Annotated in this window: 22 protein-coding genes; 9 read left to right on the forward strand and 13 right to left on the reverse strand. The window is 69.1% G+C overall.

Annotated features, from left to right (window positions below):
- The first annotated feature begins 8 nt into the window (after positions 1-8).
- Genes JWS13_RS35485 through JWS13_RS35495 form a run of 3 tightly spaced genes read left to right on the forward strand, consistent with a single transcriptional unit; the run spans position 9 to position 1,226 of the window.
- Entirely contained in the window at positions 9-224 is a 216-nt protein-coding gene (locus JWS13_RS35485; protein WP_005258323.1) for a hypothetical protein, read from the forward strand.
- Between the two features lie 6 nt (positions 225-230).
- Positions 231-797 carry a Clp protease N-terminal domain-containing protein gene (locus tag JWS13_RS35490; RefSeq protein ID WP_206010053.1) on the forward strand — a complete coding sequence of 189 codons (567 nt, stop codon included), beginning with the start codon at positions 231-233 and terminating at the stop codon, positions 795-797.
- Between the two features lie 48 nt (positions 798-845).
- On the forward strand, positions 846-1,226 hold the full coding sequence (locus JWS13_RS35495) for a phage holin family protein (RefSeq protein WP_072939943.1): 381 nt from the start codon (positions 846-848) through the stop codon (positions 1,224-1,226).
- An 11-nt stretch (positions 1,227-1,237) separates the two neighbouring features.
- On the opposite strand, the gene JWS13_RS35500 is transcribed toward JWS13_RS35495, so the two are convergent.
- Positions 1,238-2,107, reverse strand: coding sequence for a 1,4-dihydroxy-2-naphthoate polyprenyltransferase (locus JWS13_RS35500; protein WP_206010057.1), 870 nt, complete (start codon positions 2,105-2,107; stop codon positions 1,238-1,240).
- Between the two features lie 103 nt (positions 2,108-2,210).
- Here JWS13_RS35500 and JWS13_RS35505 point away from each other — a divergent pair, with 103 nt between their 5' ends.
- Entirely contained in the window at positions 2,211-5,513 is a 3,303-nt protein-coding gene (locus JWS13_RS35505; RefSeq protein WP_206011865.1) for an AfsR/SARP family transcriptional regulator, read from the forward strand.
- Here JWS13_RS35505 and JWS13_RS35510 read toward each other — a convergent pair.
- Together JWS13_RS35510 and JWS13_RS35515 are read right to left on the reverse strand one after the other, a co-directional pair.
- Complete coding sequence (locus JWS13_RS35510) at positions 5,469-6,212, reverse strand: IclR family transcriptional regulator (protein WP_206010058.1); 744 nt, start codon at positions 6,210-6,212, stop codon at positions 5,469-5,471. The two genes, JWS13_RS35505 and JWS13_RS35510, sit on opposite strands and share 45 nt — an antisense overlap.
- The gene (locus JWS13_RS35515) at positions 6,212-7,726 is read right to left on the reverse strand and encodes an APC family permease (RefSeq protein WP_206010059.1); all 1,515 of its coding nucleotides are present in this window, start codon (positions 7,724-7,726) and stop codon (positions 6,212-6,214) included. The genes JWS13_RS35510 and JWS13_RS35515 overlap by 1 nt, the downstream gene beginning before the upstream one ends.
- A 226-nt stretch (positions 7,727-7,952) precedes the next feature.
- Between JWS13_RS35515 and JWS13_RS35520 the strand changes: the two genes are divergently transcribed.
- From JWS13_RS35520 to tatA, 3 genes are read left to right on the forward strand one after another with little or no spacing between them, the layout of a single operon-like run.
- Positions 7,953-9,533 carry a flavin monoamine oxidase family protein gene (locus JWS13_RS35520; protein ID WP_206010060.1) on the forward strand — a complete coding sequence of 527 codons (1,581 nt, stop codon included), beginning with the start codon at positions 7,953-7,955 and terminating at the stop codon, positions 9,531-9,533.
- A gap of 30 nt (positions 9,534-9,563) precedes the next feature.
- Complete coding sequence (locus JWS13_RS35525) at positions 9,564-10,238, forward strand: Rid family hydrolase (RefSeq protein WP_206010061.1); 675 nt, start codon at positions 9,564-9,566, stop codon at positions 10,236-10,238.
- Complete coding sequence (tatA, locus tag JWS13_RS35530) at positions 10,238-10,405, forward strand: Sec-independent protein translocase subunit TatA (protein ID WP_005252050.1); 168 nt, start codon at positions 10,238-10,240, stop codon at positions 10,403-10,405. Before JWS13_RS35525 ends, tatA begins: the two co-directional genes overlap by 1 nt.
- 52 nt (positions 10,406-10,457) lie before the next feature.
- Here tatA and JWS13_RS35535 read toward each other — a convergent pair whose 3' ends face one another.
- Together JWS13_RS35535 and JWS13_RS35540 are read right to left on the reverse strand one after the other, a co-directional pair.
- Complete coding sequence (locus JWS13_RS35535) at positions 10,458-11,288, reverse strand: ABC transporter permease (protein WP_206010062.1); 831 nt, start codon at positions 11,286-11,288, stop codon at positions 10,458-10,460.
- On the reverse strand, positions 11,285-12,277 hold the full coding sequence (locus JWS13_RS35540; RefSeq protein WP_206010063.1) for an ATP-binding cassette domain-containing protein: 993 nt from the start codon (positions 12,275-12,277) through the stop codon (positions 11,285-11,287). The genes JWS13_RS35535 and JWS13_RS35540 overlap by 4 nt, the downstream gene beginning before the upstream one ends.
- 237 nt (positions 12,278-12,514) lie before the next feature.
- Between JWS13_RS35540 and JWS13_RS35545 the strand changes: the two genes are divergently transcribed.
- Positions 12,515-13,429 (forward strand): hypothetical protein, encoded by a 915-nt coding sequence (locus tag JWS13_RS35545; RefSeq protein ID WP_206010064.1) that lies wholly within the window; start codon positions 12,515-12,517, stop codon positions 13,427-13,429.
- Between the two features lie 93 nt (positions 13,430-13,522).
- Here the strand turns inward: JWS13_RS35545 and menE are convergent, their stop codons facing one another.
- From menE to JWS13_RS35580, 7 genes are all read right to left on the reverse strand, one after another.
- Entirely contained in the window at positions 13,523-14,668 is a 1,146-nt protein-coding gene (menE, locus tag JWS13_RS35550) for an o-succinylbenzoate--CoA ligase (protein ID WP_206011866.1), read from the reverse strand.
- 28 nt (positions 14,669-14,696) lie between these two features.
- Positions 14,697-14,996, reverse strand: a complete 300-nt coding sequence (locus JWS13_RS35555; protein ID WP_005252058.1) for a DUF3349 domain-containing protein — start codon at positions 14,994-14,996, stop codon at positions 14,697-14,699.
- Positions 14,997-14,998: 2 nt separating this feature from the next.
- On the reverse strand, positions 14,999-15,352 hold the full coding sequence (locus tag JWS13_RS35560) for a DUF3349 domain-containing protein (protein ID WP_087561624.1): 354 nt from the start codon (positions 15,350-15,352) through the stop codon (positions 14,999-15,001).
- A 46-nt stretch (positions 15,353-15,398) separates the two neighbouring features.
- The gene (locus JWS13_RS35565; RefSeq protein WP_206010065.1) at positions 15,399-15,665 is read right to left on the reverse strand and encodes a hypothetical protein; all 267 of its coding nucleotides are present in this window, start codon (positions 15,663-15,665) and stop codon (positions 15,399-15,401) included.
- Positions 15,666-15,676: 11 nt separating this feature from the next.
- A complete protein-coding gene (locus JWS13_RS35570; protein ID WP_206010066.1) occupies positions 15,677-16,894 on the reverse strand; it encodes an inorganic phosphate transporter in 1,218 nt (405 codons plus the stop codon).
- Between the two features lie 79 nt (positions 16,895-16,973).
- Complete coding sequence (locus tag JWS13_RS35575) at positions 16,974-17,369, reverse strand: VOC family protein (RefSeq protein ID WP_206010067.1); 396 nt, start codon at positions 17,367-17,369, stop codon at positions 16,974-16,976.
- Between the two features lie 3 nt (positions 17,370-17,372).
- Positions 17,373-17,822: a hypothetical protein gene (locus tag JWS13_RS35580; protein ID WP_206010068.1), complete on the reverse strand. Its 450-nt coding sequence runs from the start codon at positions 17,820-17,822 to the stop codon at positions 17,373-17,375.
- 153 nt (positions 17,823-17,975) lie between these two features.
- On the opposite strand from JWS13_RS35580, the gene JWS13_RS35585 reads away from it, so the two are divergent.
- Entirely contained in the window at positions 17,976-20,303 is a 2,328-nt protein-coding gene (locus tag JWS13_RS35585) for an arylsulfatase (protein ID WP_206010069.1), read from the forward strand.
- Between the two features lie 12 nt (positions 20,304-20,315).
- On the opposite strand, the gene JWS13_RS35590 is transcribed toward JWS13_RS35585, so the two are convergent.
- Positions 20,316-21,233: a 1,4-dihydroxy-2-naphthoyl-CoA synthase gene (locus JWS13_RS35590; protein ID WP_087561619.1), complete on the reverse strand. Its 918-nt coding sequence runs from the start codon at positions 21,231-21,233 to the stop codon at positions 20,316-20,318.
- Between the last annotated feature and the right edge of the window lie 65 nt (positions 21,234-21,298).

The raw sequence follows: 21,298 nt of genomic DNA on the forward strand, positions 1-21,298 counted from the left end.
TGACATGCATGACCGAAGCAACCACGCTCGCCGCAGCGGCGGGCAGCCCCGACCCCGCCGAGGGGTTGCGGGCCGTGCGTGCGCTGCGGCGACTCCTCGAACGGCTCGAGGCCATCCAGGTCGCCAACGCCCGCGCCCAGGGCTGGTCCTGGCAGGCGATCGCCGACTCCCTCGAGGTGAGCAGGCAGGCCGTTCACCAGAAACACAACCGGAGAGGGAGGTAACGGCGCATGTTCGAACGATTCTCGATGGACGCCCGGGCCGTGGTGATCGGCGCGCAGCAGGAAGCGCGCGACGTGAAGTCACCGCAGATCGGGCCCGAACACCTCGTACTCGCGCTGCTGTCCGTGAAAACCGAACCCGTCCACGGCATCCTCGCCGACGCCGGCATCGAGGAGGACGCGGCGCGATCGACCGTCGCGTCGCACGGCACCGCCCTGAGCGACGCCGACGCGGAAGCACTCGAATCGATCGGGATCGACCTCGACGCCGTGCGGCAGAGTCTCGAGCAGAACTTCGGCAAGGGCGTGCTCGATCCGGAACAGCCCTCGGAGAAGCGCGGCTGGTTCGGCCGGAAGTCGGGGCATATCGGGTTCACCCGCGACGCGAAGAAGGCGATCGAACTGTCGCTGCGGGAGGCGCTGGCGCGCAAGGACGATCACATCGGCGCAGAGCACATCTTCCTCGGGGTGCTGCGCGTCGCCGAGGGCACGACGAAGGAGATCCTCGAGGTCCGGGTCGGAGTCGGCGAACTCCGCCGGCGCATGCACGCGGCTCTCGACGACCGCGCGGCCTGACCGGTCGCCCGGTTCCCGTTTGTCCGATCGGTGTGCCAGCATGCACGCATGACCTTCTTGGTACGCCTCGTCATCAACGCGTTCGCGATCTGGCTGGCGGCAGCCTGGGTGTCGGGTATCGACATCTCCAGTTCGGGCAACGGAACCGGCTGGGACATCGTGGTGCTGCTCGGCATCGCGCTGGTGTTCACGGTCGTCAACATCTTCGTCAAGCCGCTGGTGAAGTTGCTGTCGCTGCCGCTGCTGATCCTGACGCTCGGCCTGTTCACCCTGGTGATCAACGCCCTGATGCTGTTGCTCACCGCGTGGCTGAGCTCCCAGACCGAGTACGGCCTGACCGTCGACGGCTTCTGGACGGCCGTGTGGGGCGGCCTGATCATCTCGATCGTCAACTTCGTTCTCGGCATCCTGCTGCCGGACGGCGACTGACCCGGGAGGGCTCAGGCAGCCGAAAGGGCCACGGCGGTGGCGGCGCCCCAGACCAGCATCGCCAGCCCCGAATCCCGCAGCGCGGGAATCAGTGCGAGGCCGAGGCCACCCGAGCGGACGGGGGCGTTCGCCCGGACGGCGAGGGGCAGCGCGAGCAGTCCGACGAGCGCCCACGGGGTGCGCAGCACCAGGACCAGGGTCACGACGAACGGGACCGTCAGCGTGACCAGGTGCAGGATGCGGGTACGCGAGTCGCCGAGCCGGACGGCGAGCGTGCGTTTGCCGGATTCGGTGTCGGTGGGGATGTCCCGCAGATTGTTGGCGACGAGAACCGCGCTCGAGAACGACCCGACGGCGACCGCGGACACGACCCCGGCCCAATCGATCGTCTCGGCCTGCACGTACTGGGTGCCGAGGACGGCGACGAGGCCGAAGAACACGAACACGGCGATCTCGCCGAAGCCGCTGTACCCGTACGGCTTCTTGCCGCCCGTGTAGAACCAGGCGCCCACGATGCACAGGGCGCCGATCAGCACGAGCCACCACGCGGTGGTGACGGCGAGGACCAGGCCGGCCACTGCGGCGACCGCGAAGCAGGCGATGGCCGCCGCCTTCACCGCCGACGGTTTCACCAGCTTGGACCCGACGAGTCGCAGCGGTCCGACCCGCTCGTCGTCGGTGCCGCGGATCCCGTCCGAGTAGTCGTTGGCGAAATTGACGCCCACGATCAACGCGAGAGAGACCACCAGTGCCAGTACCGCCTTCCACCACACCGCGCCGCCGAGCGATGCCGCGGCGCCGGTGCCCACGAGCACCGGGGCGATCGCGTTCGGGAGGGTGCGCGGACGAGCGCCTTCGATCCATTGAGCAGCCGTTGCCATGCACCGATCTTTGCATCGAGCGAGAAGGCGCCCGCACCCACACCGAACTTCGAGAAGTTCGCGTCCGCTCGGTGCAATACCATCGAACGCGGTGGACCAGCAGATGAGCGTGGACGAGACGGTGGCACCGGCGAGCGCACCGATCCAGGTCGCCTTGTTGGGTGAGGTATCGACGTGGCGATCGGGTGCGCTCGCACCGCTGCCCGGCACCCGCGCGCGCAGCCTGCTCGTTGCCCTCGCCCGCGATCCCGGCCGGAGCCGGTCCGCGCAGGCCCTCATCGACGAGGTGTGGGGCGACGATCCGCCGCGGTCCCCGATGAACGCGCTGCACACACAGGTCTCCCGGCTGCGGGCCGCGTTGCCGGACGGGGCACTGGAGATCGGCCCGGCCGGATACCGGCTGGCGGTGTCCCGGGACGCCGTCGACCTGACCCGCGCGGAGGACGTGGCACGCCGACTGCAGGGCCGGGGTCACGGCGGCGGCGCCGGGCCGGACGAGATCCGCGGTGCACTCGCGCTGTGGCGGGGCGACCCGGGCGCGGACCTCCCCGAAGGTGCCGCCGCAACGGAACTCGCAGCGGACGCCGCGGTGATCCGGGGCCGGCTCGAGGCCGCGGACCGGGCGGCGCTCGTGGAGGCCGGAGACTGGGCGACCGCCCTGCCGCAGGCGCAGGCCCACGTGGCCGCCGAACCCCTCGACGAGCGGGCGCACGCCGACCTCATGCGCGTGCTCGCCGGGCTCGGTCGCGACAACGAGGCGCTGGACGTGTTCGCGACCTTCCGCAGGCGCCTGGTCGATCGGCTGGGGGCAGACCCGTCGCCTGCCCTCGTCGCCCTGCACACCGAGATCCTGCGCGGCGACGGCCCACCCGAGTCGGACGGCCGGCGCCCCGCGGCGCCGGACCGCACGGCGATCGGCCTCCGGGCGGCACCGAACGCTCTGCTGGGGCGTGACACCGACGTGGTGGAGATCGAGGGACTGCTCACGTCCTCGCGGGTCGTGACCATCCTCGGACCGGGCGGTGCGGGTAAGACCCGGCTCGCGCACGAACTGGGTGCGCGGGCCGCCGCGCGGACGTCCGTGGCCCTGGTGGAACTCGCGTCGCTGCGCAGCAGTGAGGACGTCGTGGCGGCGATCAGCAGCACCCTCGGTCTCAGTGAGATCGATATCGCGCCGGGACGGCTCACCCTCAGCCGCATCCACTCCGCACGGGAAAAGCTCCGGGAAGCGCTGTCGGCGGGGCCGATGCTCCTGATTCTCGACAACTGCGAGCACGTCGTCGGGGCCTGCTCCGAGATCGTGGCCGACCTGGTGGCCGCGGGCGATCAGCTGACCGTCCTCACGACCAGCCGATCACCGCTCATGCTCGCGTCCGAGGCGGTGTACCCGCTGCCGCCGCTGGCGATCGACGACGAGGACGCGCCCGCCGTCCAACTGTTCACGGCCCGGGCCCGCGCCGTACGGCCCACGGCGCGGCTCGACCCGGAGACGGTGCGCAGTGTCTGCCGCACCCTCGACGGGCTGCCGCTCGCGATCGAACTGGCCGCCGCGCGGGTACGCAGCATGAGCGTCGAGGACATCGGCCGCAGGCTCGAGCACCGGTTCGCGCTGCTGCGCTCGCACGACCCGACGTCGCCCGAACGGCACCGCACCCTGCACGCCGTCATCGACTGGAGCTGGCAGCTTCTGGGCGAGCAACAGCAGATCGCGCTGCGCAGACTGTGCCGGTTCCCGGCGGGGTTCACCCTCGACGCCGCCCGGACGATCGCGGAATGGGACGGCGTCGACGATGTCGTGGAGGCCGTCGAGGGCCTCGTCAACCAATCGCTGCTGTCCGTGTCGGAGACGTCGGACACGCTGCGCTACTACATGCTCGAGACGGTGCGGGAATACGGCGAGGAGCGACTCGCCGAGGCCGCCGAGGAGCCGGAAGTGTTTGCCCGCCAGCGAGTGTGGGTCAACGCGTTCGCGTCGGAGGCGCTGGTGCGGTGCCGTGCCGACCAGGTCGCGCTCGCCGACGACATCGACGCCGACCACGACAACTTCCTCGCCGTGCTCCGGTGGGCGGTGGAGCGCGGCGACGCCGCAACCGTCGCGATCGTGTTCCCGGTGCTCGGTGGCCTGTGGGCCATCCGGGGCGCGCACTCTGAGGTGATGAACTGGACGCCGCGGATCCTCGCGGCAACGGAAGACGCGGATCTGAGCGACGTCGACTCGGAATTGGTGGCGTACACATTCCTGCTCGCGGCGATGCATCTGGTGTTCGGCGGTCAGGCCCGCACCCTCGCCCGCACCCGGACGCGATTGCGGCACCTCCTCCGCGAGCGCGCCGATCTGCCGCCGGTCTCCGCGTTCGCCGTGAATGTCATCCTGTCCCTGGGTTCGGGGCGGCGGCACGCCAGGGCGGTCGCGGAAGGGGTGCGCTCGCACGATCGGGAAACCCATGCGGCGGCGCTGGCGGCGCGAGCCAGCATGCGGGAGAACCTCGGCGACTTCCGCGGTGCCGTGCGCGATGCGCGGGCCGTCTCCGAACTGTGCGCCGTGATCGGTGACGTGTGGGGCACGGCGATGGCGGCACAGTTCCTCGGCTCGCTGTACAGCCAGTCCGGACGCTACCGGGACGCGGTGGGGCTGTATCAGGTCGCGGTCGAGCAGCTGCGGAAACTGGGCGCGCAGGAGGAGGCGAATCAGCTGTGGGGTTTCCAGGCCTCCGCGCTGATCGCGGACGGTGACGTGGAGGCGGGCCGCAAGGTGCTGGCCGAGACGCTGCTCGAGCATCGCGGTCCCGGCGCGGGGACCGACGACCAGCAGGACGAGTGGCGGATAGCCGCCATCGGCAGTCTCGCGGAAGCCGATCTGGAGGACGGCGACGTCGAACGGGGGCTCGCCCGGTACCGGGAGGCGCTGGACCTGATGTACCCCCGGATCACGGCCGCGCCCTACGCCGATCCGTACGGACTCGTGCTGGCGGCCTCGGTGGTGTCCGCCCACGTGCTGCACGGCCGGTCCGAGATGGTGGTGGACACCGTTCCGCAGCTCGCGGAGTGGGCACGCTCCCGGCTGGGTGTGGGCGCATATCCGGATCTGCCGGTCACCGGCGCCGTCGCGGCGGGCATCGGATGTTTCGAGATCGCGCGCGGTGACGCCGACCGCGGTCTCGCGCTGCTGGCACTGTCCGTCCCGGCGCGCGCCCGGCAGGACAGCGTCTCGCTGCAACACCACCGGCACGTCGCGTTCGCACTCGAGAACGTCGAGGCGGACCGCTGGACGTCGGCGCAGGCGAGGTGCAGCACGTGGTCACGTCGCGCGGTGCACACCGAGATTCTGGATGCGCTCGCCGCCGTCAGCCGCGACCTGGCGTCAGGCCGGCACCCGGCCGCCGACCCGCGCCGCGCAGGAGCGTAAAAGGTCGGTCAGCTCCGGGTCGTCGACCGCCAGCCGTCCCGTCTTCCCGATTGCCGCGAGGCACCCGGTCACCGCGTTCTGCGCGTCGTGCACCGGGACGGCGACCGCGCTGCGGCCGACGCGCACCTCGTCGACCTCGCGGGCCGAACCGGTGTGCCGGACGGCGTCGAGTTCGGTCCGCAGCGCGCCGAAGTCGGTGATGGTCGACGACGTCACCCTGCGCAGGCTCGGCGGGACCAGGTCGGGACGGGACGCGAGGAGGACCTTGCCGATGGCGGACGCGTGCAGGTGCGCGGCGATCGTGTTCTCGCCGCTGAGTTCGTGGTCGGGATCGCGGTCGACGAGTCGCACCCGGCTGCCCGCGAACGACGCCAGATGGATCCCGAAACGCACCTGTTCCCGCAGTTCCTCGAGGACGGCGTGGTGGTCGACCGGGTCCGGTGCCGCGTCGGCCCCCGCCAGCTGCCGGGTCCGGCGGCCCAGCGCGAACCCGGACAGATCCGCGATCCGCACCAGATAGCCGTCGGCGGTCAAGAGATTGAGCAGCCGGTACGCCGTGGCCTGGGGGATCCCCGCGTGCGCGGCGATGTCTCTCGCCGTCGCCCCGGACCCGAGTTGCGCGACCGCCTCGAGCAGGGCGAGCGCTTTCTGCACGGCGCGTGGTTCGTGGCCCGCGATCTCCCCGGCTCGGGCGCCCATCACCGGGACCCGGGAGTGCGTCCAGCCGCCGTCAACGCGAGGTTCCCGGCGGCATCCGTCGCGAACACCCCGGCCCCCGGCAGCACGTCGTCCGTCTCCGCGGTGTCGAACACACCCACCGACCGCAGACTCGCCGGGTGGCGCCACCGCAGATACAACTGCCACGCCGAACCCGACAGCAACAGGGCCAGCACCACGGCGGGGACTATCGTGAAACCGTGGGCCACGTTCACGAACAGCATGTAGGCCAGCACGATTCCGCCTGCGGCGCTGCCCGCGACTCCGGCCGCCAGGACGAGGGGCGTGTGCTCCCCGATCCGGCTGAGGAACCGCACCGACGCCACCGCCACCAGCACGTACGCCGCGACCACCGCCGTCCTGGCGATCAACTGGACGTGACCGAACGCGGCCGATTTGCCGACGATGCCGAACGTCGCGGCACCCGCGCACACGACGCACACGATGACGGCCAGGGCCGCGTACGGGGTGCGGTAGCCGCGGTGCACCCGGGCGAACAGGCGCGGGACGACGGTTTCGATCCCCATCGAGTACAGCAGGCGCGAAGCGGCATTCGACGACGCCATCGCCGACGCCAGCCACGACGTGCCCAACCCGAGGTTCAGGGCGATCACCACGGCCGGGTCGACCCCGGTAGCGGTGCCGTGGAGGTACGCGTTCACCAGGGTGTCGGTGCGACCGGACCAGGCGGCCCAGGCCGAGAAGATGAACAGGCCGCCGCAGATCATCGGCGTGAGCATCACGGTGCGGGTGACGGTGGCGAGCGGCCGCTTGGCCTCGGGGCCGAAGAACGTGGCGCTCTCGAATCCGGCCAGCGCGAACACCGCGGCCAGCGTCATGAGCAGCGGCCCGTACGCGGAATCGGACGGCGGCACCGCGGCGTGCTGGCCGCCGGCGCCGGTCACGATCATCAGACCGGCGATGAACAGCAGCGAGCACGATTCGACAGCGAGGATGGCGAGCGCCGCGAACCGGACCCCACGGACCAGGCAGCCGAGGATCACGAGCGCGATCCCGGCATACACGAGGAGGCGTTCGGCGGGCCCGCGCAACTCCACCCCGAAGAAACCGAGCGTCGCGATCACGGCCTGGCCGCCGTGGTACAGCGTCATCACCGCGCTGCCCACGTACTTGGTCAGCATCGCCACGCCCGCCGTCAGCGCGGCCCGGGTGCCGAGGCCCTGGAACACGAAACTGTAGAGGCCCCCCGCGGCCGCCATGCGCCGCGTGAACTGCGAGACGCACACCGCGATCAGGGACACCACCACCGTCGCGACGACGATCGTGATCAGACCGCTGAGCAGCATCTTATGGGTGAACATGGTGACGGGCAGCACGACTATCGACACCGCAGGCGCCGTCGTCGCCACCGACTGGGCGAGAACCTCGACGCCCGACAATTGCCGCCTGCCCAGTGCACGCAACGGCGACAGGGCCGCGCGTGCGGGCTCGCCGGTGGCGAACGAACGCGCGACGGCGTCGGAAAGTGCTGACATGCGCGTGAAACTAGCCGCGTCGTGTTGCGGAAAAGTTTCGGTTTCGGGTCGAATGCCGACCCGGGAGTGAGAACGGACCGCAGCCGTTCCCGCTCGGTGGCCTCAGACTGTTTCGCCGCCGACAACTTCCCGACTCGCGCCCCTCCCAGGATGAATCCGGACAACCTACCCGGGTCGCCGGGCGCAAGAATGGGAGCGCGAATTGGCATTTACACGTAGATCTTTCATGAAGGGCCTCGGGGCCACCGGGGGTGCAGGACTCGCGTACGGCGCGATGTCGACGCTCGGGCTCGCACCGTCGACCGCCGCGCCCGCCCGCACGTTCCAGCCGCTCGCGGCCGGCGACCTCATCGGCAAGGTGAAAGGCAGCCACTCCGTGGTCGTGCTCGGCGGCGGCCCCGCCGGACTGTGTTCGGCGTTCGAACTGCAGAAGGCCGGCTACACGGTGACGGTCCTGGAGGCCCGCACCCGGCCCGGCGGCCGCGTCTGGACCGCCCGGGGCGGCACCGAGGAGACCGACCTGAACGGCGAGACGCAGAAGTGCACGTTCTCGGACGGCCACTTCTACAACGTCGGCGCCACCCGGATCCCGCAGAGCCACATCACGCTCGACTACTGCCGCGAACTCGGCGTCGAGATCCAGGGCTTCGGAAACCAGAACGCCAACACGTTCGTGAACTACGCGAGCGACACGTCGCTGTCGGGCCAGTCCGTCACCTACCGGGCGGCGAAGGCCGACACGTTCGGCTACATGTCCGAACTGCTGAAGAAGGCCACCGATCAGGGCGCCCTGGACCAGGTGCTGTCCCGGGAGGACAAGGACGCGCTGTCGGAATTCCTCAGCGACTTCGGCGACCTGTCCGACGACGGCCGCTACCTCGGATCCTCCCGCCGCGGTTACGATTCGGAACCCGGAGCCGGACTGAACTTCGGCACCGAGAAGAAGCCGTTCGCGATGCAGGAAGTGATCCGCAGCGGCATCGGCCGCAACTTCAGCTTCGACTTCGGCTACGACCAGGCGATGATGATGTTCACCCCGGTCGGCGGCATGGACCGGATCTACTACGCATTCCAGGACCGGATCGGCACCGACAACATCGTCTTCGGCGCCGAGGTGACGTCGATGAAGAACGTGTCCGGCGGTGTCACCGTCGACTACACCACAGGCGGCGCGCGGAAGTCGATCACCGCCGATTACGCGATCTGCACGATCCCGCCGCACCTCGTCGGCCGACTGCAGAACAATCTGCCCGCCGACGTGCTCACCGCGCTGAAGGCGGCCAAGCCGTCGTCGTCCGGGAAGCTCGGTATCGAGTACTCGCGCCGGTGGTGGGAGACGGAGGACCGCATCTACGGCGGCGCGTCCAACACCGACAAGGACATCTCGCAGATCATGTTCCCGTACGACCACTACAACTCCGACCGGGGCGTGGTCGTCGCCTACTACAGCAGCGGCAAGCGGCAGGAGGCGTTCGAGTCGCTCACCCACCGCCAGCGGCTCGCCAAGGCGATCGCGGAGGGCTCGGAGATCCACGGCGAGAAGTACACCCGCGACATCTCCTCGTCGTTCTCGGGCAGCTGGCGGCGCACCAAGTACTCCGAGAGCGCGTGGGCGAACTGGGCGGGCAGCGGCGGCTCGCACGGCGGCGCGGCCACCCCCGAGTACGAGAAGCTGCTCGAACCCGTCGACAAGATCTACTTCGCCGGCGACCACCTGTCCAACGCCATCGCCTGGCAGCACGGCGCGCTGACGTCCGCCCGCGACGTCGTCACCCACATCCACGAGCGCGTCGCCCAGGAAGCCTGACCCATTCCCCCGAACCAGGAGTTGTGCACTGTGAAGTCTTTTCGTACCAAGGCCGTGACCGCTGCGCTCGCCGCTTCCGCTCTGATCGCCGGGGCGACGTCGTGCTCCTCCGACGAGGCGGCGGCGGAAGCGCCCGGCAGCACGTTCGTCTCCAAGTCCGTTCTCGAAGCCGGAGAGGCGAATCCGATGATCGCGCAGGGGGTCGCGATCGGCGGCGGCACCGCCGTCTACAAGTCGAGTGGGATCGGCCCGGGCGCATCCAACAAGGCTGCACCCGAGGGCACCCCCGAGTCGTACATCGACACCGACGTCTTCGCCGGTGGCGCACTTCCGGCCGGCGTCACGATCACCGAGGCGCAGGGCATCAACGCGCTGAAGCGGATTCGCGACAACCTGGAGGCGCAGGGGCTGACACTCGAGGACGTCGTGACCATGCGCGTGTTCCTCGACAACGCCCCCGGCACCGACCGCGCCGACTACGCCGGCTGGAACCGCGCCTACCGGCAGTTCTTCGCGAACACCAACCTCGACACCGGCGACACCGAACTGGTCCCGCTCGGCACGGCGGAACCGGCCGCTCCGATGGAGCGGAACTCCTCGCGGCCCAGCCGGTTCGCGCTCGAGGTCGCGAGCCTGCCCGCCGCGGGATGGCTCGTCGAGGTCGAGGTGGACGCCGTCTACCCCGACGGTGAGGAGCCGCAGTAGTGGGGGCGCTGAGCCCGAGTCACTGGGCGATCATCGCGGTGGTGCTCGTGGTGCTGTTCGGCTCGAAGAAGCTCCCGGACGCCGCCCGCGGCCTGGGACGGTCGATGCGGATCCTCAAGACCGAGGTGGGGGAGTTGCAGGCGGACGCTCCCGAACTGGAGAAATAGGCGAAGCGAGCCGGTGGACCCCGCGTCCACCGGCTCGCTCGTTCCAGTGGTGTCAGGCCTTACGCATGTAGGTCCGGACCGTCAGCGGCGCCATGATCGCGACGATCACGGCGGCGCCGAGCAGCGACCACACGACGTGGACACCGAAGTGGCCGTCGTTGACGAGTTCACGCACCGCGGTCACGACGTGCGACACGGGGTTGACGTTCACGAACGCCTGCATCCAGCCCGGCATCGTGTCGGCAGGCACGAACGCGTTGGACATGAACGTCAACGGGAACAGGATCAGCATCGAAATGCCCTGCACCGAGGACGCTTTGCTCATCAGGACGCCCATCAGCGCGAAGATCCAGCTGATCGAGAAGGCACAGACGACGACGAGCACACCGGCCGACACCACCCCGACGACTCCGCCGCCCGGCCGGTACCCCATCGCGATACCGACGGTGAACGTGATGGTCGTGGCGATGCCGTACCGCACGACGTCCGCGAGGAGGGCGCCGGACAGCGGCGCGATGCGGGCGATCGGCAACGACTTGAATCGATCGAAGACGCCCTTGTCCATGTCTTCCCGCAACTGGGTGCCCGTCACGATCGACGTGGTGATCACCGTCTGGACCAGGATGCCCGGGATGATGATCGGCAGATACGACGACACGTCGCCGGAGATGGCGCCACCGAAGATGTACGTGAACATCAGCGTGAAGATGATCGGCTGGACGACGACGTCGAACAGTTGCTCCGGGTTGTGCTTGATCTTGAGCAGTCCCCGGTACGCCATCGTGAGTGTGTTGGCGACGGACTGCTCGAGGCTGATCCGGTTCCGGGCCTCCGGAATCGGTTGCGGGCCCGCATGTGCGCGGGATTCGAGGGTGGTGGTCATGCGACGCTCCGTTCGGTATCGGCGTCGGCGGCAGTGTCTTCTGCGCCGTGGCCGGTGATGGTGAGGAAGACTTCGTCGAGACTCGGCTTCTGGACGGTGATCTCGTCGACGGCGATCCCGTGGTCGCGCAACCGGATCAGGAGTTCCACGGTGAGCGACGGGTCGGTCATCGGTGCGGTGAGGCGGCCGATCTCCGGCGTGATCGCCACCTCCACGCAGAGGGTGTGTGCGATCACCGAACGCGCGTCGTCGATCTGGCCGCGATCGGCGAGGGTCAGCTGCAGCGACGAGACGCCGACGGACGCCTTCAACTCGTCGGCCGTGCCGTCCGCGATCACCTTCCCGCGGTCGATGACGGCGATCCGATCCGCCAACTGGTCCGCCTCGTCGAGGTATTGCGTGGTGAGCAGCACCGTCGACCCGTCCGCGACCAGCCGGCGGATGGTGTCCCACATCTGGGCACGCGTCCGAGGGTCCAGGCCCGTCGTCGGCTCGTCGAGGAACAACAGCGGCGGATGGGCGATCAGGCTGGCCGCCAGGTCGAGGCGCCGTCGCATGCCGCCGGAGAAATTCTTCAGCGGCTTCGTCGCCGCCTCGGTGAGGTCGAACTCCTCGAGCAGTTCCGTGCACTTGCGGCGGGCGTCGCCCCGGCTCAGCCCGAGCAACCGGGCGAAGATCACCAGATTCTCGACCGCCGACAGGTCCTCGTCGACCGACGCGTACTGGCCCGTGACACCGACCAGTGAGCGCACCGCATTCGGTTCGCGCACCACGTCGTGGCCGAAGATCCGGGCCTCGCCGCCGTCCGGGCGCAACAGCGTCGCAAGCATCCGCACCGTGGTGGTCTTGCCTGCGCCATTCGGGCCGAGCACTCCGTATACCGACCCGGTCGGCACGGACAGGCTCACGCCGTCGACGGCGCGCTGACGGCCGAAGAGTTTCACGAGCCCGTCGGCCTCGATGGCTGGGGGAGTTGCAGTGAGGTTCATGCGGTAGACGATGCAGCCACCCACTTGCAGCGGGCTTGCACGCCTCTTGCACGGGCTCACGAACACCCCCACGCTGCGGATTCACACGCATTCGCCGGAATCAGCGGCAATTGCGTCGGCATCTGACGAATCGGTGTGCGGGTGTGGAATTCCACAGCCCTTCGGTTATCCACAGGTCTGCTGTTTGCCCTGGTCGGCGGCCGCGGCCGCCACCGAGCGAGGGGCACGATGCTCGATATGAGAGCACAGGAGTTGATCTTTCGCCGTCATGCACTGGCCGACGGAATGACCGACCCGGAACTGCGCCGCGCGCGGGCGAAGGGACAACTGGTCGCCGTGGCTGCGGGCGCCTACCTCGACGGCGACCACTCGGCAGCACTGGACCCGGTCGGGATGCACCGCGCTCGGGTCGCGGCTGCCGTGGTGGCGCACGGTGGTGGGATCGTGGTCAGCCACGCGTCCGCCGCCGTCCTCCACGGACTCGACGTCGGCGCGGTGAACCTCGACCGGGTGCATCTGAGCCGGGAGCGACGGTCGGGCGGGCGACGGACCGCGACGCTGCACATGCACATCGCCCCGCTCGGTCCTGACGACGTCACCGAGATCGACGGCGTGGCGGTGATGGCGCTCGCCCGGACTGTGGCGGACGTCGCGCGTTCGGAATCGCTGGACGAGGCCGTCGTGATCGGCGACTCCGCCCTGCATCGCGGCGTCGTGTCGATCGCCGACGTCCGGGCGGTGCTGGAGCGTCACGGCCGGCGGAAAGGCATCGGGGCGGCTCGGCGCGCGGTGGCCCTGTTCGACGGCCGCAGCGAGAGTCCCGGCGAGTCGCTCAGCCGAATCAGGATGCGCGCATGCGGGATCCCCGCGCCCGATCTGCAGCACGAAGTACGTACCGACGGCGGTGCGTTCGTCGGCCGCGTCGACTTCTTCTGGGAGCGCTGGGGAGTTGTCGGCGAGTTCGACGGCATGGGCAAGTACCGAATCGGTTCCGGGCAGGCGGGCGACATCGTGGCGAGAGAGAAGCTGCGGGAGGACGCGATACGGGACACGGGTCTCGAGGTGATCAGGTGGGTGTGGACCGACCTCGGCCGGTTCGACGTCGTGAAGGCGCGATTCGAGCGCGCGTGTGCCCGCTCCCGGCGTCGGTAAGCCGTCGTTTCCCACCGAGTTGCCGCAAGCACATGCAATTGCGCGGGGATCGGACGAATCGGTGTGCAACTTCGCGCGAACGGGCGCGACCCGCTAGCCGAACCGCGATTCCAGCGCGCGCCGGTCGACCTTGCCTGGACCGCGGAGGGGGAGGGCGTCGACGAGGTGGAGTTCGCGGGGGGCGGCGGTGGTGTCGAGGGTGCGTTCGACGAACGTGCGGAGTTCGGCGAGTGTCGGTGCGGTGCCGGGTTCGGCGACGACGACGGCGGCGACGCGGCGGCCCAGCCGCTCGTCGGGGAGGCCGATGACCGCGCATTCCCGGACCGCGGGGTGGGCGATAAGGGCCGCCTCGACCACTTGCGGGACGACGGTGAGTCCGCCGGTGGAGATGGCTTCGTCGAGTCTGCCGGAGATGGCGAGGACGCCGTCGGTGACGGTGCCGGCGTCGTCGGTGCGGAACCAGCCGGGTTCGGCGAACGCCGGATGATCGGGGAGGCCGCGGTACCCGGACGCCAGCATGGGGCCGCCGAGGAGGACGCGGCTGTCGTCGTCGATTCGCACGCGCGCGCCGTCGAGGGGCACCCCGTCGTACACGCATCCGCCGCACGTCTCGCTCATTCCGTACGTACGGACGACGGCGATCCCGGCGTCGACGGCGCGCCGCAGGACCGGGGCGGGGGTGGCGGCCCCACCGAGGAGGACGGCGTCGAGCGCGGCCAGCGACGCCACGGCTTCGGGGTGGTCGAGGGCCTTGACCAGCTGGGTCGGGACGAGCGAGGTGTAGCGGCGGGGTCCGGACATCGACTCGACTGCGGCGGGCAGCGCGCCGGGGTCGAAGCCGTCGGACACGTCGATCACCACCGGGTCGGAGCCCGCGAGGACGCTGCGTAGCAACACCTGCATGCCTGCGATGTGGTGGGCGGGAAGGGTCAGCAGCCAGGCGCCCGGGCCGCCGAGTCGCGCATGCGTCGCGTCACCGCTCGCGCGGAGGGCGGCCGCGGAGAGTATCGCGCCCTTCGGCACGCCCGTCGTCCCGGACGTCGCGACCACGAGTGCGACACCGTCGTCGATCGGGTCCCCGGGCCGCAGTGCGTCCATCAGCCGCCGGGTCTCCCGCTCGTCCGCGGCGGGCACGGGGAGCGCGGCCGGCGCGGTCCCGTCGAGGACCGCCGACAGTTGCGGCAGGATGCCGAGAACCGCGGCACCGGATGGGACGGGCAGGACCCGCAATTCGCTCACTGGGCGGGCCCGGCGAGCGGCCATCGCATCACTGGGCAGGCCCGGCAAGCGGCCAGCCGCCTGCGGCGAGGTTGCTGCGCACCCGGTCGACGTCCGATTCCAGTGGCAACTCGTCGGTGACCTTGGTGATGAGCACCTGGATGTCGGTCTTCTCGATGGGCAGGTCGCCCTCCTCGACGAGGGCGTCGGCGACGGCGTCCACCTCGTCTTCCGACAGGCGGCGGGTGAGCAGTGCGAACAACGGAATGTAGTCCTGCTCGGGTACGCCGTTCGGGTAGCCGGCGCGCAGCCAGCCGATGATGGAGGAGAGGAACGGTGGAAGGCTCATGGCTAGCCTGCGTCGCGGGTTTCTTCCGCGTCGTCGGAACCTTCGCCGTTCTCGGCATCGGTACCGACCGGCCAGCCCCCGGCCTCGAGATTCTCCGTCACCCGCGCAACGTCCTCCTCGGACGGTTCCTCGTGGGTGATCTCGCTGATGAGGCGACGGATGTTGTCGTAGTCGACGTGGCGTTGCGGCGTCTCGTGAGCGGTTTCGATCGACAGCGCGACGACCTGTTCGATCTCCTCGTCGGTGAGACGGCGACGCAGCACGGCCAGCAACGCGAAATGGTCCTTCGCCGGGACTCCCTCGGGGTACCCGGCGCGTAGCCAGTCGAGCACGGAGCTTAGTGAGTTCTTGGGCACGCGTTCGGCCTCTTTCGTCGATGGAACGGGGACTCGGGGTCGCCGCTCAGAAGATGTGGATACCGAAGCTGCCGGCCAGGAAGTCCTTCATCAACAGAAGTATCCCAGTGATGATCGCGATCAGCACCACGGCGAAGCAGGCATAGGCGCCGATCCGGGCTGCGACGGTCGGCTGCGAGGTGCCCTCGGCGGTGTCCGCGCCGCCGAGCGACCGCAGTCCGAGCGCGAAGATCGCGGGCAGGCCGGCGCCGAACAGCAGACCGACGAGGACGACTTGCCAGAGCGACTGAACGGTGGTGGTCAGCAGTGTCATGGGAGCCCCCTTCAGCGGTTCGCGGCGGGACCGGTGGAGTCCGCGGTCTCGGCCACGCCCGGTTCGGGACGGTCGGTGGGTTCGGCGGGAGCGGCGGCATCGCCGGACTCCCATTCGGCGTTCACGTTGCCGGACGTCACCGGTTGCAGGCGGGAGCGCAGGTACATGAATCCGGCGAGCAGGATCAGGGCGGCGAACACGACGAGAACGCCTGGCAGGCCGCCGATCAGGTGGGCGATGACCCAGCACACCGCGCCGACGATCGCCGCCGACGGCAGCGTGACCAGCCACGCGACGGCCATGCGTCCGGCGATGCCCCAGCGGACCTCGGCGCCCTTGCGTCCGAGCCCGGTGCCGAGGATGGATCCGGTCGCGACATGGGTGGTGGACAGCGGCAGTCCGAGGTGGCTGGACGTGAGGATGATGGCGGCGGACGAAGACTCCGCGGCCATGCCCTGGGGAGCGGAGATCTCCACGAGTCCCTTGCCGAGGGTGCGGATGATGCGCCAGCCGCCGAGGTACGTGCCGAGGGCGATGGCGATCGCGCAACTGAGCTTCACCCAGAACGGCATTTCGTCGTCGGCGGACAGGGATCCGTGCGCGACGAGTGCGAGGAAGATCACGCCCATCGTCTTCTGGGCATCGTTGGTTCCGTGGGCCAGCGACACCAGGGAAGCGGATCCGATCTGGCCGATCCGGAACCCGTGTTCCTTGGTGCCCTCCGGCACGCCCGAGGTGATCCGGTAGACCAGCTTGGTGCCCGCGGTGGCGACCAGAGCCGCGACCACGGGGGCGAGGACGGCGGGAACGACGACCTTGCTGAGCACCCCGCCCCATTCGACGCCGCTCATGCCGATGGACGCGATGGCCGCACCGATCAAACCACCGAACAGTGCGTGCGAAGAGCTGGACGGCAGGCCGAGCAGCCACGTCGCCAGATTCCAGATGATGCCGCCGACCAGGCCCGCGAACACGATGAGCAGCAGATCCTCGCCGTCCACTTCTCCCAGGTTCACCACGCCCTTGGCGACCGTCGCCGCAACCTCCACGGACAGGAACGCGCCGACGAGATTCAACGACGCGGAGAGCGCGACAGCGACCTTGGGTCGCAGAGCTCCCGTCGCGATCGAGGTGGCCATTGCATTGCCGGTGTCGTGAAAGCCGTTCGTGAAATCGAAAGCGAGGGCGGTGACTACTACCACCAGGAGAACTACGAGCTCTGCGGTCACACCCAGATTGTGCGGATTTCAACTGAAAAAGTACAGCTGACGTCAGGTGTACAGGATCACTCCTGCGTATGGCCTTCCGTCAGTTCTCACCCTTCGGACGGGAGTCGCGGCGGATGGGGTGATCCTCCGGGATCTGCACCAGCACGATCGGGATGCCGTCGGGGTCCGCGATCCACAGCTCGTACAGCCCCCACGGTTCCTGCCGGGCCTCGCGGTCGATCTTCACCCCGGCGAGGACCAGCTCGGTCTGGACCGCGGTGAGGTCGCGAACCTGCAGCCACAGGGCGCCGTCGAAGGACGTCGACTCGCCCGTTCCGCCGTGCGCGGCGACCTCGATGAGGCCCTGACCGGCGAAGAACACGGTGCCCCCGGGGTATTCGCGGGCGATGGCCAGCCCGAGGATGTCGCGGTAGAAGCTCAGCGTCGTCGTGTAGTCGCGCGGCCGCAGAATCGTCCTGCTGCTGAGGATTTCCACCCGTCACCCTCCTTCGCCGGGCCGGGCTTCGTGTCCCGTCCGGCCGTGTGTGCGTCGATCTTCCTTCATCTCGGCCTCGAACAGGTGCCGCCGTCCGTCCGCGAGTTCGTGACGTGCGCCACGTTCGTGCTCGCGCAGCGGCGACCAGTACTGGTCGTCGAACTCCTCGACGATCTGGAACGTCCACCGGCCCTCGACGACATTGCGGCCGACGAGTTCGGACTGCACCCGGTCCGCGATGTCGGGGTGACCCGCGTCGCGCAGTGCGTCGACGGCCTCACCGAGCTGGAGGTCGGCGTGGCCGATCAGTTGATGGAACGAGTAGAGGTGGCCGCGGGCCCGTTCGACCGTTTCGAGGGCCTCGGACAACTTCCCGAGCGCGGCGACGGTGTCGTCACTCACACCGGGCGGACGGCGATGTTCCGGCGCGGGGAGCTCGCGGTCGATGCTCATGTGGGTCAGTGTGCCCGAATCGGGCACGCCGCGCGCCCTCTCCTGCCGTGGCGGCGAATCCGGGCGCGTAATTCACCCTCCGAGGGTCTACTCCCGCGTGTTCTCCCGGTGCTGGACTGGATTGACAACTGTGGACGACGAGGGGATTGGGCCATGAGTTCGAGCGTGACAGGGAAGCCGATACCGGGTGGTGAGTCGTTGCCGTTCCCGCCGACGCCGTCGGGAAGCATCGCGGGCCGGACCATGCAGGAGTCGGTCTACAGCCCGAGTCCGAAGGAGCGGCGGCTTCCCGACGACGCCCCGAACATTCTGATCGTCCTCATCGACGACGCCGGGCCGGGTCTGCCCAGCGGCCTCGGAGGTGAGGTGAACACCCCGACACTCGACGCGATGCTGCAGGACGGCGTCGGCTACAACCGATTCCATACGACCGCAATGTGTTCACCGACCCGTGCGTCGCTGCTGACCGGGCGCAACCATCACCGCGTCGGGAACGGGCAGATCGCTGAGCTGGCCAACGACTGGGACGGTTACTCCGGTCACATCCCGCGGTCGAGCGCGACGGGGGCCGAGGTGCTGCGTCAGTACGGGTACAGCACCGCCGCATTCGGGAAATGGCACAACACTCCCGCCGAGGAGACCACCGCCGCCGGTCCGTTCGACAACTGGCCGACCGGTCTCGGGTTCGAGTACTTCTACGGCTTCCTCGCCGGCGAGGCGTCGCAGTACGAACCGAACCTGGTGCGGAACACGACGGTGGTGCTGCCCCCGAAGACGCCGGAGGAGGGCTATCACCTCAGCGAGGATCTCGCGGACGACGCGATCGGCTGGCTGCGCAGGCACAAGGCGTTCGAGGCGGACAAGCCGTTCTTCATGTACTGGGCCAGCGGCTGCCTGCACGGACCGCACCACATCATGAAGCCGTGGGCCGACAAGTACGCCGGGAAATTCGACGACGGCTGGGACGCCTACCGGGAGCGGGTCTTCACGCGGGCGAAGGAGAAGGGCTGGATTCCCCCGGAGGCGGAGCTGACCGACCGCGACCCGACCATGGCGGCGTGGGACGACATTCCGGAGGACGAGAAACCGTTCCAGCGCAGGCTGATGGAGGTGGCCGCCGGGTACGCCGAGCACTGTGACGTCCAGGTGGGCAGGCTGTTCGACGAACTGGACCGCCTGGGGTACCGGGACGACACGCTGGTCCTGTACATCTGGGGCGACAACGGGTCGTCCGGTGAGGGCCAGAACGGCACGATCAGCGAACTGTTGGCGCAGAACGGCATTCCGACGACGCCCGCGCAGCACATCGCGGCGCTCGAGGAACTCGGTGGCCTCGACGTCCTGGGGTCGCCGAAGACCGACAACATGTATCACGCGGGCTGGGCGTGGGCGGGCAGCGCACCGTACAAGGGGATGAAGCTGCTGGCCTCCCATCTCGGTGGCACCCGCAACCCGATGGTCGCCCGGTGGCCTGCGAAGGTGACACCGGACCCGGTACCCCGCACGCATTTCCTCCACTGCAACGACGTGATGCCGACGCTGTTCGACATCGTCGGGATCACTCCGCCGCGGACGGTGAACGGTGTTCCGCAGGACCCGATCGACGGCGCCGGTTTCGCGCAGACGCTCGTCGACCGCGACGCCACGGGCGGGAAGCTCACCCAATACTTCGAGATCATGGGCAGCCGGGCGATCTACCACGACGGCTGGATGGCGTCCGCGTTCGGGCCGCGCGCACCGTGGGCGGTGGGTATGCCGGGCGGCATCCGCGACTGGAGCCCGGACGACGACGTGTGGGAGCTCTACAACCTCGACGAGGACTGGACCCAGAACCGGGATCTCGCCGGGGAGCATCCGGAGAAGCTGGCGCAACTGCGGGAACTGTTCGTGATCGAGGCGGCGAAGAACAACGTGCTCCCCATCGGTGGCGCGCTGTGGGTGGTCGCGCTACATCCCGAGCAGCGGATCTCGACGCCGTACACGAGCTGGGAATTCTCCGGCGACACGGTCCGCATGCCCGAGTTCTGCGCGCCCGCGCTCGGCAACAGGAACAACCGGGTCACCCTCGACCTCTCCGCTCCGGAGAATCCGAGCGGGGTGCTGTACGCGCTGGGGAGCAACGCGGGCGGGCTCACGTGCTTCGTCGACGACGGCCATCTGTGTTACGAGTACAACCTGTTCATCCTGATGCGCACGAAGATTCGTTCGACCGTTCCGCTTCCGCCGGGCACCCGGAAGGTGGAGGTGGTCACGGAGTTCGTGGAGGCGCGGCCCGGTGGCCCGCTGAACGTGAAGCTCTTCGTCGACGGCAGTGTCGTCGGGGAGGGGCAGGTGCCGGTGAGTGCGCCGTTGCTGTTCACAGCCAACGACTGCCTCGACGTCGGCACCTGCCTCGGTTCCCCGGTGTCGCTGGACTACTACGACAGGAAACCGTTCCCGTTCAACGGCACGATCGACCGCATGTCGGTCGAGTACACGTAGCGAGATGGGCTCTCAGAAGTACCAGGGGTAGGGCTTCCAGTCGGGTTCGCGCTTTTCGAGGAAGGAGTCGCGACCCTCGACCGCCTCGTCGGTCATGTACGCCATGCGGGTTGCCTCGCCGGCGAACAGTTGCTGACCGACGAGGCCGTCGTCCTGCAGGTTGAACGCGTATTTGAGCATGCGCTGCGCCTGCGGGGACTTGCCGTTGATCTTGGTGGCCCAGTCGATTGCGACGTCCTCGAGTTCGGCGTGGTCGACGACCTTGTTGACGGCGCCCATCTGATGCATTTCCTCGGCGGTGTACGTCTCGCCGAGGAAGAAGATCTCGCGGGCGAACTTCTGGCCGACCATCTTGGCGAGGTACGCGCTGCCGTATCCACCGTCGAAGCTGCCGACGTCGGCATCGGTCTGCTTGAACCGGGCGTGTTCGCGGCTGGCGAGCGTCAGGTCGCACACGACGTGCAGGCTGTGACCGCCGCCGGCGGCCCAGCCGTTGACGAGGCAGATGACGACCTTCGGCATGAACCGGATCAGCCGCTGGACCTCGAGGATGTGGAGGCGTCCGGCGCGGGCCTTGTCGACGGTGTCCGCGGTTTCACCGGCGCGGCCGGTCGTCGCGTCCTGCTCGGTGTACTGGTATCCGCTGCGTCCGCGGATGCGCTGGTCGCCGCCGGAGCAGAACGCCCAGCCTTCGTCCTTGGGGCTGGGTCCGTTGCCGGTGAGCAGTACGGCGCCCACGTCGGACGTCATCCGGGCGTGGTCGAGGGCCTGGTACAGCTCGTCGACGGTGTGCGGGCGGAAGGCGTTGCGCACTTCGGGCCGGTCGAACGCCACCCGGACGATTCCCTGGGTGACATGCCGGTGATAGGTGATGTCGGTCAGGTTCTCGAAACCGGGAACCGGGCGCCAGTGCTGCGGGTTGAAAGTCACGGCTCCGAGGTTATCGGGTGCCGTTGGCGGGTGTCCGCGCGCGCAGGAGTTTGCCCGGGTTTACC

The sequence above is a fragment of the Rhodococcus pseudokoreensis genome (genome assembly GCF_017068395.1).
Classification (GTDB): Bacteria; Actinomycetota; Actinomycetes; order Mycobacteriales; family Mycobacteriaceae; genus Rhodococcus_F; species Rhodococcus_F pseudokoreensis.